The sequence below is a fragment of the Photobacterium halotolerans DSM 18316 genome (assembly GCF_000425165.1).
Classification (GTDB): Bacteria; Pseudomonadota; Gammaproteobacteria; order Enterobacterales; family Vibrionaceae; genus Photobacterium; species Photobacterium halotolerans.
This window is the reverse complement of sequence record NZ_AULG01000026.1, coordinates 1-11,518: the sequence shown is the minus strand read 5'-3', so window position 1 is coordinate 11,518 and position 11,518 is coordinate 1. Positions and strand designations below refer to the sequence as shown.

Genomic DNA, 11,518 nt, shown 5'->3' with positions numbered 1-11,518 from the left:
ATACTTCTCTCACCACGGGATCAGGCCGTCAGGCGTTTCTCCAGTACCGCGTAATAAAAGCCGTCCATGTCTTCTTCACCCGGCAGAATCTGGCGCCCCGGCGCGTCTGCGGTGCCGTTGTCTGCCCTTTCGGCCAGCACAGCATCTGGCGTGCGCGCCAGGAAGGCTTTCACTTGCTCGCGGTTTTCCTGCGGCAGGATGGAGCAGGTTGCGTACACCAAAGTGCCGCCCGGCTTCAGCTGTTGCCACATGGCATCCAGAATTTCTGCCTGCAGGGTAGCCAGTGCCGCAATATCGTCGGCGCGGCGCAGCCATTTGATGTCCGGATGGCGGCGGATCACCCCGGTTGCCGAACACGGTGCGTCGAGCAAAATCCGGTCAAAGGCACTGCCCTGCCACCATTGCTGCGGGTAACGGGCATCGGCGCACAAGACTTCTGCGTCCAGTTGCAAGCGCTGCAGGTTGTCTTTGATTCTCAGCAGGCGCTGCTGATCACAGTCGATGGCGACGACACTGGCGCCCGGCTCGCGCTCCAGGATATGGGCGGTTTTGCCGCCCGGCGCGGCGCAGCAATCCAGGATCAGCTCGCCGGCCTGCGGCTGGAGGTAATCGACCGCCAGCTGTGCTGCGGCATCCTGCACCGAGACCCAGCCATCGGCAAAACCCGGCAGCAACTGAACATCGCAGGCGCGCTCCAGTTTCAGTGCATCGCCGGCCTGCGGATGCACAGTCGCCCTGATGTCTGTGCCGTCCAGCAGGGTCAGGTACTGATCCCGGCTGTGGTGACGGCGATTGACCCGCAGCCACATCGGGGCTTTGGTGTTGTTGGCGGCGGTCACGGCGTCCAGTTGCGTCGGGTAGTGCTCGCGCAGCAGCTTGAGTAACCAGCCGGGATGACCGTACTTACCGGCATCATGGCTCATTGCCTGCTGATCCAGCTCTTCTTGCTGACGCTGATAATTACGCAAAATGGCGTTGATCAGGCCACGCAGCTGGGGCTTTTTCAGTGTCCTGGTGGCATCGACGGTCTCGGCCACGGCAGCATGCGCCGGTATGCGCATATACCCGAGCTGATACAGACCGACCAGGATCAAATGATGAAACACACGTTGTTTGCCTTTCAGCGGTTTGTCCATCAAGGATTGAGTGACAGATTCCAGGCGCGGCAGCCAGCGCAGCACGCCGTAGCAGATTTCCTGCAGCAGGGCGTGGTCACGGGGTTTGATACCCTGTTGCGCCGCCGGCAGAGCAGTAGCAAGCGATTGGCCCTGATCCACCACCTGATAGATCACCTCGGCCGCAGCAGCTCTTACATTCATGATTGAATTCCTGACTAGATGAGCTTATGGCAGTTGACTGACTGCCATGGTTGCCGCATGAGCGGCGAATGAAAAAGCCAGCGCAACAGCAAATCTGCCTTGTTCACTGGCTAAAAACCGTTTGCAGGGGCGCGGCTGTTTACAGCACGGCACCCGGGGTAAACCACTCGCGGCGTGAGTTCAGCAGATCCTGCGCGGCCATGGCTTTTTTGCCCGGCGGCTGCAGTTGTACCAGACGCAACGCGCCTTTTGCAGTGGCAACCACTATGCCCTGTTTGTCGGCTGACAAAATGGTGCCGGGCATCTGGCCCTGATTATCGGCTTCCACCTCGGCCTGCCAGACTTTGACGTTTTGCTCAGCTACAGTAAAAAAGCTCATCGGCCATGGGTTGAAAGCGCGAACACAGCGCTCAATCGCTTCGGCGTCCATGGTCCAGTCGATTTTCGCTTCTTCTTTGCTGAGTTTTTCTGCGTAATTGGCACGCTCGTCATTTTGTTTTTCTGCCACGGCGCGGCCTGCGGCGATATCGTCCAGACAGCTCAGCAGGGTGTCCGGTCCCAGTCCGGCCAGTTTGTCGTACAGGCTGGCGCTGGTATCAGTTGCAGCGATCGGCAGTGAGGCGATTTTCAGCATGTCGCCGGTATCGAGACCTTCATCCATCTGCATGATGGTGACACCGGTTTCGGCATCGCCCGCCCAGATAGAGCGCTGGATCGGTGCTGCGCCCCGCCAGCGCGGCAGAATCGAGCCATGGACATTAATACAGCCCAGACGCGGGGTATCCAGTACCACTTTGGGCAGGATCAGGCCGTAGGCCACCACCACCATGAGGTCGGCATTCAGGGCGGCCAGTTCCTGCTGGGCGGTTTCATCGCGCAGGGTTTTCGGCTGGTAAACCGGGATATGCTGCTCCAGCGCCAGATGTTTGACCGGGCTGGCGGTCAGTTTCTTGCCGCGACCGGCAGGCTGATCCTGACGGGTGTAAACGGCGATAACCTCGTGCTGTGAAGATAATAACGCCGCCAGATGACGGGCGGCGAAATCAGGCGTACCAGCAAATACGATACGTAAAGGTTGGCTCAAGATAACCTCGGCTTCTTAGACTTGCTCTTGGTAGCGCTTCATTTTTTCCAGCTTTTTCTGGATACGCTGGCGCTTGAGAGGTGACAGGTAATCGACGAAGAGTTTACCGGCCAGGTGATCCAGCTCGTGCTGCACACAGATGGCCAGCAGATCGTCGGCTTCAAAAGTGTACTCCTTGCCGTCACGGTCCAGTGCGCGCACTGTGACTTCCGCAGCGCGGGGGACCAGCGCACGGGCGCCAGGCACCGACAGGCAACCTTCTTCGATGCCGTCTTCGCCGCGTTTTTCCAGGATTTCCGGGTTGATCAGCACCATAGGCTGGTTGCGTTCTTCCGAGATATCAATGACAACGATTCGCTGATGAATATCAACCTGTGTGGCCGCCAGGCCGATACCATCTTCGTCGTACATAGTGTCCAGCATGTCATCGACGATTTTCTGGATTTCAGGCGTGACCGCTTCGACTGGCTTGGCGACAGTACGCAGGCGATCATCAGGGAAAGTTAACACGTTTAAAACAGACATAGATTCCCGTAAATATTGACGTATAAAAAAGGACAATAGCTTATTTGCTCTAATTCTAGTCATTTTCATCATCAAAGAACAGCTTTCGACGCCTTTGTCTGCCGGACTGCCGGCTGTGATACCGGCCGTCAGTACCATTACCTGTACGATGAAACCCTAATCTGAAAGCGAGAATTCTGCCGCAAAGATCCAATCATCAAATAGTAACAGACGTCTTTGCCTGACAGGCTGCAGTATGAGTGCAGCAAGAGGGATGATTGACGATGCGTATGTGTGTATGGCTGAGTGTACTGTGGCTGTCGGCATTAACGCCGGCCGTTGCCGGGTTCGGATTGCCGGGGCGTTTAGTGACCGCGGAGCAACTGGGATTAGCCCCGAGAGTGATACCTGTGATGAACGGGCGGCAATACCTGACCCATGATGATGAACTCCTGGTTAAAGAAGTGCTTGAGAATGGCAGTACCTGGCATATCTACCGCCCGACACGGGCATTCAGCACGACAGAGCCGTCCTATCATTCCGCCGCCGATGTGTGGGGGATGTTGCCGGTGGCGAGCGTCACAGTGGTGACCAATGATGATCAGGGCAGCCGGCTGGCCGTCACCGCAGGGGTGCAGGAAATCCGCCCGGGTGATCGCCTGCTCAGGCCCACGGTTGTCCATTCAGCCGGGCAGTCCGATGTCCCCCCGGAGGTTGTCAGAGTGCTGGGAGGTTTGCAGGACCACCATTATATGCAGGACTGGCTGGTGCTGGATCACGGCGCGGAGCATGGCCTGGAACCCGGCCAGCGCTGGCGGATTGAACATGAATTGCTGGGACAGCGGCTGGTGGCGGATGTGGAAATCGGCGATACCCTTGACCAATTCAGTCTCGCCCAGGTCATTAGCAGTCAGGGACCGATAAAAATCGGTGATATAGCTAAACGCATTGAGCGCGAACGCGAGCATGAGTGACAGGGAGGACTGGCTGGCACTGGCGGCAGTGCCTGGCCTGGGCGGACAGCGAATCCGGCAATTACTGGAGCAGGCCACAGTGGCTGAGATTCGCAAAATGCCCGAGCCGCACCTGATGGCAATGGGGCTCAAGGGGCCGCAAATCACCCAGTTGCGGCGGCCGGACCGCAAGCGCCTGCAGGACGCCCTGCGCTGGTGTGAGCAGGATAACCAGCAGCTGCTGGTCTTAAGTGACCCGGCTTACCCTCGCCTGCTCAAGGAAATCAGCTCACCGCCGCCGGTCCTTTTTATTCGCGGACAGCCGCATTGGCTCAGTGAGCCGCAGCTGGCGATTGTCGGCAGCCGGCATGCCAGTCTTGACGGCCGTGAGGCGGCACGGGAGTTTGCCGCGGCTATGGTGGCTGCGGATTATGTGGTGACCAGTGGCCTGGCGCTGGGGGTCGATGGCCATGCCCATGACAGCGCGCTGAAAAATGGCGGCGCGACTGTGGCTGTGCTGGGCTCCGGCCTGGGGCGCATCTACCCTGCCGCTCATCGGGAGCTGGCAGGTCTGATTGCGGAGCAGGGAGCTCTGGTCTCAGAGTTCTGGCCGTCAGAACCCCCCAGACCACAGCATTTCCCCCGCCGCAACCGCATCATCAGCGGGCTGTCCGTCGGTGTTCTTGTGGTAGAAGCCGCACTGAAGAGCGGTTCGCTTATCACAGCACGCTATGCGCTGGAGCAAGATCGCGATGTGTTTGCGCTCCCCGGTTCTATTTATGCACCAGGCAGCAAAGGCTGTAACGCACTGATTAAATCCGGTGCTAAACTGGTGGAAAGCCCGGTCGATATCTTTGAGGAGGTTGGCGCACTCACCCACTGCGCAAAAAGTAGTCAAATGAGCGTATCGCTGCCACATCCTGAAAATGAGCAATTGCCATTTAATGCGGTGTTGGCTAACGTAGGCAATGAAGCAACACCCGTAGATGTGGTTGCTGAACGTTGTGATCAACCTGTTCATGAAGTAATGACGCAATTGCTGGAGTTAGAATTGCAAGGGGTTATCACTTCAGTGCCCGGTGGCTATATCAGATCGAGGAGGGGCTAGTCATGATGGATATACTCATGTACCTGTTTGAAACCTATATTCACAGTGACGCTGAATTAATGGTAGATCAGGACGAATTGTCCGAAGAATTGCTACGCGCAGGATTTCACCAAGAAGATATTTATAAGGCTCTGAACTGGCTAGAGAAACTTGCAGCGCTGCAAGATACCGACCACACCCCTTATATGAACACCAGTGCGGTAACCTCGATCCGTGTTTATACACAGGATGAGATGAATCGTCTGGATGTTACTTGCCGCGGTTTTCTGACTTATCTGGAACAAATCCATGTACTGAGCTCAGACACTCGGGAGATGGTGATAGACAGAGTCATGGAACTGGAAACGACAGAATTTATACTTGATGATCTGAAGTGGATTATTCTGATGGTGCTGTTTAATGCGCCGGGTAATGAAAGCGCCTACAGCCAGATGGAAGAGCTGCTTTATGGCGCAGAGGACGGCTATCTTCATTAATTGTGACATAACAGAAGCGAAGGCCTGAGGTATGGCCAGTAAGATTAACCCTGAGCTGTTTTCCCACCAGGTTCACCAAGAGACGCCCTGCCCTCAATGCGGGGCGGCTCTGTTAATGCGCCACGGAAAACACGGTCCCTTTTTAGGTTGCAGTGCCTATCCGGCCTGCGATTACATCAAACCGCTGCATCAGAATGATGGCCACATAGTCAAAGAGCTGGGTGTGCCTTGTCCTGAGTGCCAGCATGAGCTGGTCCTGCGCCAGGGACGCTACGGTATGTTCATTGGCTGCAGCAATTACCCAGAGTGTCACCATATAGAAACGCAAAATGCGCCGCCTGCACAACCGCAGGAGAGTGCCTGGCGATGTCCTGAATGCGGCACTGGCCATCTGGTGAAGCGTAACAGCCGTTACGGCAAGGCGTTTTATGGCTGTGATTGCTATCCCAAGTGTAAATTTGCCGTCAATGCGCCGCCCGTTGCCGGAGAATGTGAGGCCTGTGGCTATCCGTTGCTGGTGCAAAAAAAGCTCGCCAGCGGCGATAAGCACCAGTGTGCTAACCGTAAGTGTCAGCATATCCAGTCGTCCTGAGCGGACTTCAGGATTCACTTAGTGTAAATGACAAAAGGAAGGACGCAGACGGCTCATGTCGCCTGCGTACCAAGGTTTAGTGTCGGTATTGCTGCAGGGCCGGGAAAGTGTGAGGGTTTAAGATCTCTGCCAGCGAAGCAAGGCGCGATTCCAGCTGGCTGTTGTTGTCGGCGCAGACATTGATATGCCCCATCTTGCGCCCCGCGCGTTTTTCCTTGCCGTACCAGTGAATATGGCAGCCCGCCATGGCCAGCAGGGTCTCAGGCAGGGTGTCTTCTCCCAGAATATTGATCATCGCTGTGTGACGAATCAAATCCGTGCTGCCCAGTGGCAAGCCGCACACTGCCCGTAAATGGTTTTCGAACTGACAGGTTTCCGCACCCTGCTGGGTCCAGTGTCCTGAATTGTGCACCCGGGGGGCAATTTCATTCACCAGCAGCTGGCCTTGCACATCAAAGAACTCCAGCGCCAGTACGCCGACATAATCCAGGCTGTCCGCCACAGCGGTGAACATCTCTTTGGCTTGTTGCTGCAGCTCAGGGCAATGGATTGCGGTAGACAGGCTCAGCACGCCATCGGTGTGCACATTTTCCGCCAACGGATAAACAGCGATGTCACCGTTTTTGCCACGCACTCCGACCAGAGAGACTTCGCGATCAAAAGGCACGAATTCTTCAGCCACAATCGCCTGAGTGGGGGTGGAGGCGATGCATTGTGCCATTTCCGGCCAGATAAGCTCAGCATCGGCGGAATCTTTCAGCCGCCACTGGCCTTTGCCGTCGTAGCCGCCCAGGGCACTTTTCAGCACCATAGGCACGCCGACATGTGCAATGGCGGTGTTTAAGTCATCGCGGCTTTGAATCACAGTATATCGGGCATTTTTTACGCCGGAGGTATCGAGCAAGGCTTTCTCAATGCGTCGATCACCGCCGGCTTTGATCGCTGCTGTCGCCGGCAGGAACTTTCCGCTTTTCTCGCAGATATCCAGGATATTGTGCGGGATATGCTCGAACTCTGCGGTGATGACGTCGCACCGGGCAATCGCGCTATCCAGTCCGTGGCCGAGCACGGTTTGCGTCAGCGGGTGCACTATGTTCTCGCTGTTTACGTCGTAGGCGATCACATCAATATTTAACGGGGCACCAGCCAGTGACATCATGCGGGCCAGTTGCCCGGCACCTAAAACCAGAACCTTTTTCATTATCACGCGTCCTCAGACGGATCTGGCTGGCTCAGCACTGTGTCAGTCTGCTCTTTGCGGAAGGCATCAATCGCTGCCATCACGCCGGCATCCTGAGTGCCTATGATTTGTGCTGCCAGTAAACCGGCATTGGCCGCGCCCGCTTCGCCAATGGCCAGTGTTCCTACCGCCACACCTTTTGGCATCTGAACAATCGACAGCAGCGAGTCCATGCCTTTCAGCGCCCGTGACTGCACAGGTACGCCAAGCACCGGCAGGCTGGTGAAAGCGGCGGTCATGCCCGGCAGGTGGGCGGCGCCGCCAGCCCCTGCGATAATCACCGAAATGCCGCGCTGATGAGCGGTTTCGGCGTATTCGGCCAACAGGTGCGGAGTCCGGTGCGCGGAAACGACTCTGGTTTCGTAAGCAATATTGAAGCGATCCAGCATCTCAGCTGCATGTTGCATGGTTGGCCAGTCAGATTTTGAGCCCATGATAATACCGACTTTCATCCCGAACTCCTTAGGGTTATGTTAATCAGGCAAGAGGGTTTGCCGCGCATTATACGGAGATTTTTCCTTAAGGAAAACGTTTGCGTCGCGGTCTGGGGCGTAATTGATGCAGTTCGCTGAGATTGAGTTAAAATAACGACCCAGAGAATAACAGCCGTCGCCAGCGGGTCTGGTGCGGTATCAAGCCATTGAGGACAGTGTGGATAATTTAAGCCAAGTGGTCACCGCGTTACAGCAAGGTGAAGTGATTGCCTACCCGACAGAAGCCGTCTTTGGGGTGGGCTGCGATCCCGATAATCCGGAGGCGGTTGCCAGGCTGCTGGCTCTGAAGCAACGACCGGTTGAGAAAGGCTTGATTTTAATCGCGGCCGATTATGCTCAGCTGGCGCCCTATATCGATGACAGCCAGCTTAGCGATGAGCAGAAAACCCGTATTATGGCCACCTGGCCGGGCCCGGTGACCTGGGTCATGCCAACCAAACCCCAGGTACCGACCTTTCTGACCGGGCAATTCACCACCATTGCGGTTCGGGTGACCGACCATCCGCTGGTGCAGCAACTGTGCCGTGAATTCGGTAAACCGCTGACCTCGACCAGTGCGAATCTGACCGGTGAGCCGCCTTGCCGGACAGTGGATGAGGTGGTATCCCAGTTGGGTGATCACCTGAGTACCATCCTGCACGGTGAAACGGGCGGGCGTGACAATCCGTCTGAAATTCGCGATGCTGCCACAGGGCACATTTTTCGACAGGGATAACTTACGCATGCAAGACGTCAACAAACACGCCGTGAAGGCGTTCTTACTGGAGCTGCAAGATACCATCTGCCGGGCACTGGAAGCGCAGGATGGCCAGGCCGGCTTTGTCGAAGACAGCTGGGAAAGAGAAGAAGGGGGTGGCGGCCGCAGCCGGGTGTTGCGTGATGGCGCAGTCTTTGAGCAGGGCGGTGTCAATTTCTCCCATGTTTATGGCGCCCAGATGCCGGCTTCGGCAACGGCTCACCGGCCTGAACTGGCAGGACGCCGTTTTGAGGCGATGGGAGTCTCTCTGGTGATCCATCCCAAGAATCCCTATATCCCGACATCGCATGCCAATGTCCGCTTCTTCATTGCCGAAAAAGAGGGCGAAGAGCCGGTCTGGTGGTTTGGCGGCGGCTTTGACCTCACTCCCTTTTATCCGTTTGATGAAGACTGCCGCCACTGGCATCAGGTGGCCAAAGACATTTGTGCCCCCTTCGGCGACACTGTCTATGCCGAGCATAAAGCCTGGTGTGATAAATACTTCTTTTTGCCGCATCGTCAGGAAACCCGAGGCGTCGGCGGCTTATTCTTTGATGATCTCAATCAGTGGGGATTTGAAAAGTCTTTTGCGTATATGCAGTCGGTGGGATTAGGTTTTCTGGACGCCTATCTGCCCATAGTGGACAAACGCTGCCCTACCCCTTACGGTGAGCGTGAACGTCAATTCCAGCTTTATCGCCGTGGCCGTTATGTCGAATTTAACCTGGTCTATGACCGGGGTACCTTATTCGGCCTGCAAAGTGGCGGGCGCACTGAGTCTATTTTGATGTCTATGCCTCCTCTGGCACGGTGGGAGTATTGCTTCCAGCCAGAGCCGGATTCACAGGAAGCCCGCTTGTGCGATTACCTGACTCCCCGGGACTGGTAGTTCGGCGCCGGTGAATATTAAGTAAGTGATTAAGTGATAAGGAAGACACAGCAGCCATGAATCAGGCCAAGGATAAATATGTCGTATTCGGTAATCCGATTGCGCAGAGCAAGTCACCGTTGATTCATACCCTGTTTGCGCGTCAAACAGCACAAGACATGGTGTATGAGGCCCGGCTGGCACCTGTGGCGGGTTTTCAGGCTGCCGCGGATCAGTTTTTCTCTGCCGGAGGGCGTGGTTGTAATATTACCGTGCCTTTTAAAGAGCAGGCTTTTACCTACGCCACCCAACTGACTGAACGGGCGCAATTGGCCGGTGCCGTGAATACGCTGAAGAAACTGGATGATGGCGGTATTCTCGGGGATAACACGGATGGTGAAGGTCTGGTGCAGGATTTACTGCGAAATCAGGTTGCAATCCAGGGGAAGCGTATTCTTCTTATCGGAGCGGGCGGCGCGGCGCGCGGCGTCATTCTGCCTTTGCTGGCACAGGCCCCTGCCAATCTGGTGATTACCAATCGGACCTTTACCAAAGCAGAAGAGCTGGCTGCCGTGTTTGCCGCTTATGGCGAGGTTGCGGGTATGGCATTGGATGATCTGGCTGATGCGCAGCATTTCGATGTGATCATCAATTCGACCTCTGCCAGCCTGAGCCAGTCGCTGCCGGGGATTCCTGCTTCTCTTATTCATCCTGAAGTGGTGTGCTACGACATGGTTTATGGTCAGGAGCAAACCACATTCAATCAGTGGGCAGAGACATTGGGCGCCCGTCAGGTGATTGATGGCCTGGGTATGCTGGTGGGTCAGGCTGCTGAGAGTTTTATGCTGTGGCGCGGCATGCGGCCCGGTACCGAACAGGTACTGCGCGAGTTGCGTCGTACTTTACAGGCAAAGTAGAGAATTCCATGAATCAAGATATTTTATTTGCCGACTTGCAGAGCTGGGACAGTGAGCGCCAGGCGGTGTGTTTCCCTGCGCAGCAGGCCGGAGCGTTAATCCGTTGCTGGGTCAGGCTGGACTGGTTAGAAAAGAAAGCCGAGAGGGCACTGACCGATGAGGCGGCCATTTTAGCCGCCTTTGCCGAGTACCGTTTTGATCTTGAAGAGCTCGCCGAGTCTTCGATTGACGAAGAAAACTTCAATCAAGACGGCGAAATCATGATTGGCTGATCTCATTCTCTTCCAGGTACTCGTCTTTTAGTCGGACATAGTTATCGGCTGACTGCGGAAGAAATGCTAATTCAGCATCGGTTAATGGCCTCGCCTGTTTGGCGGGGCTGCCGACATACAAATAACCGCTTTGCAATACCTTGCCTGGCGGCACTAAAGCCCCTGCCCCGATAATCACATTATCTTCGATCACTGCCCCATCAAGAAGAATGGCGCCCATCCCTACCAGGACCCGGTTACCCACCCTGCAGCCATGGAGCATAGCTTTGTGGCCAATTGTCACATCATCGCCAATAATAAGAGGATGGCCATCAGGATTGCTGTTGCTTTTTCGGGTGACGTGCAAGACAGTCCCGTCCTGGATGTTGGTCCGCTCGCCGATTCGGATGTGGTTTACATCTCCACGTGCTGCAACGAGTGGCCAAATGCTGCTGTGGTCGGCCAAGTGAATATCCCCTACCAGTACGGCGGATGGGTCGATATAGACTTCTTCGCCTATTGTGGGAGTGATTCCTTTATATGACCGGAGTGGGTTTTGCATCTGGTTACCTCTATTATCTGGAGCAGGATTACTGAGTCTCGGAACTTCTCCGGTGTTTATACCACCAAAACTATGGAGGGTTGTGTGAATCTTGGTCGCTTGGGCGAAAATGACAAAATTATTTCAACTTAGCTATTGCCAACGTGATCGAACTCTCTATAATGCCGCCTCACTGACACGGCAGAGCAGCAAACTTAAGCGCTAGGCAGTGTAAGCGGTTAGAAAAACAAATTGAAAAAAGTGTTTGACACTTCACTTCGATTGGTTAGAATGGCCGCCCGTTTCGAGAGATTAATCACAAAGATTTATATCGAAACAAGCTCTTTAACAATTTGACCATGCAATCTGTGTGGGCACTCGACAATGATACAGTCATAAAAGATTTATCAGTGAACTGAGTGACCAATTGGTAGC

Annotated in this window: 14 protein-coding genes; 8 read left to right on the top strand and 6 right to left on the bottom strand. The window is 55.3% G+C overall.

What is annotated here, in order from left to right; genetic code table 11:
* Positions 1–20: 20 nt before the first annotated feature.
* From rsmB to def, 3 genes are all read right to left on the bottom strand, one after another.
* Positions 21–1,319, bottom strand: coding sequence for a 16S rRNA (cytosine(967)-C(5))-methyltransferase RsmB (gene rsmB / locus H511_RS0107290; RefSeq protein ID WP_027251710.1), 1,299 nt, complete (start codon positions 1,317–1,319; stop codon positions 21–23).
* A 139-nt stretch (positions 1,320–1,458) separates the two neighbouring features.
* Positions 1,459–2,403 (bottom strand): methionyl-tRNA formyltransferase, encoded by a 945-nt coding sequence (gene fmt / locus H511_RS0107280; RefSeq protein ID WP_027251709.1) that lies wholly within the window; start codon positions 2,401–2,403, stop codon positions 1,459–1,461.
* 15 nt (positions 2,404–2,418) lie between these two features.
* Entirely contained in the window at positions 2,419–2,928 is a 510-nt protein-coding gene (gene def / locus H511_RS0107275) for a peptide deformylase (RefSeq protein WP_046222118.1), read from the bottom strand.
* Between the two features lie 263 nt (positions 2,929–3,191).
* Between def and H511_RS0107270 the strand changes: the two genes are divergently transcribed.
* Genes H511_RS0107270 through H511_RS0107255 form a run of 4 tightly spaced genes read left to right on the top strand, consistent with a single transcriptional unit; the run spans position 3,192 to position 6,036 of the window.
* Positions 3,192–3,881 carry a hypothetical protein gene (locus H511_RS0107270; RefSeq protein ID WP_027251707.1) on the top strand — a complete coding sequence of 230 codons (690 nt, stop codon included), beginning with the start codon at positions 3,192–3,194 and terminating at the stop codon, positions 3,879–3,881.
* Positions 3,874–4,968 carry a DNA-processing protein DprA gene (gene dprA / locus H511_RS0107265; RefSeq protein ID WP_027251706.1) on the top strand — a complete coding sequence of 365 codons (1,095 nt, stop codon included), beginning with the start codon at positions 3,874–3,876 and terminating at the stop codon, positions 4,966–4,968. Before H511_RS0107270 ends, dprA begins: the two co-directional genes overlap by 8 nt.
* Positions 4,969–4,970: 2 nt before the next feature.
* Positions 4,971–5,444 (top strand): DUF494 family protein, encoded by a 474-nt coding sequence (locus H511_RS0107260; RefSeq protein WP_027251705.1) that lies wholly within the window; start codon positions 4,971–4,973, stop codon positions 5,442–5,444.
* Positions 5,445–5,475: 31 nt separating this feature from the next.
* The gene (locus tag H511_RS0107255) at positions 5,476–6,036 is read left to right on the top strand and encodes a DNA topoisomerase family protein (protein WP_027251704.1); all 561 of its coding nucleotides are present in this window, start codon (positions 5,476–5,478) and stop codon (positions 6,034–6,036) included.
* A gap of 76 nt (positions 6,037–6,112) precedes the next feature.
* On the opposite strand, the gene H511_RS0107250 is transcribed toward H511_RS0107255, so the two are convergent.
* Together H511_RS0107250 and purE are read right to left on the bottom strand one after the other, a co-directional pair.
* A complete protein-coding gene (locus tag H511_RS0107250; protein WP_036759110.1) occupies positions 6,113–7,237 on the bottom strand; it encodes a 5-(carboxyamino)imidazole ribonucleotide synthase in 1,125 nt (374 codons plus the stop codon).
* A gap of 2 nt (positions 7,238–7,239) precedes the next feature.
* Positions 7,240–7,728 carry a 5-(carboxyamino)imidazole ribonucleotide mutase gene (purE, locus tag H511_RS0107245; protein ID WP_027251702.1) on the bottom strand — a complete coding sequence of 163 codons (489 nt, stop codon included), beginning with the start codon at positions 7,726–7,728 and terminating at the stop codon, positions 7,240–7,242.
* 199 nt (positions 7,729–7,927) lie between these two features.
* Between purE and tsaC the strand changes: the two genes are divergently transcribed.
* Genes tsaC through H511_RS0107225 form a run of 4 tightly spaced genes read left to right on the top strand, consistent with a single transcriptional unit; the run spans position 7,928 to position 10,563 of the window.
* Positions 7,928–8,485 (top strand): L-threonylcarbamoyladenylate synthase type 1 TsaC, encoded by a 558-nt coding sequence (tsaC, locus tag H511_RS0107240; protein WP_027251701.1) that lies wholly within the window; start codon positions 7,928–7,930, stop codon positions 8,483–8,485.
* 7 nt (positions 8,486–8,492) lie between these two features.
* The gene (gene hemF / locus H511_RS0107235; protein ID WP_027251700.1) at positions 8,493–9,395 is read left to right on the top strand and encodes an oxygen-dependent coproporphyrinogen oxidase; all 903 of its coding nucleotides are present in this window, start codon (positions 8,493–8,495) and stop codon (positions 9,393–9,395) included.
* A gap of 56 nt (positions 9,396–9,451) precedes the next feature.
* A complete protein-coding gene (aroE, locus tag H511_RS0107230) occupies positions 9,452–10,291 on the top strand; it encodes a shikimate dehydrogenase (RefSeq protein WP_027251699.1) in 840 nt (279 codons plus the stop codon).
* Positions 10,292–10,299: 8 nt separating this feature from the next.
* The gene (locus H511_RS0107225; RefSeq protein ID WP_027251698.1) at positions 10,300–10,563 is read left to right on the top strand and encodes a DUF1488 family protein; all 264 of its coding nucleotides are present in this window, start codon (positions 10,300–10,302) and stop codon (positions 10,561–10,563) included.
* Here H511_RS0107225 and H511_RS0107220 read toward each other — a convergent pair.
* Positions 10,550–11,104 carry a gamma carbonic anhydrase family protein gene (locus H511_RS0107220; protein WP_027251697.1) on the bottom strand — a complete coding sequence of 185 codons (555 nt, stop codon included), beginning with the start codon at positions 11,102–11,104 and terminating at the stop codon, positions 10,550–10,552. The genes H511_RS0107225 and H511_RS0107220 overlap by 14 nt on opposite strands.
* Positions 11,105–11,518: the final 414 nt, after the last annotated feature.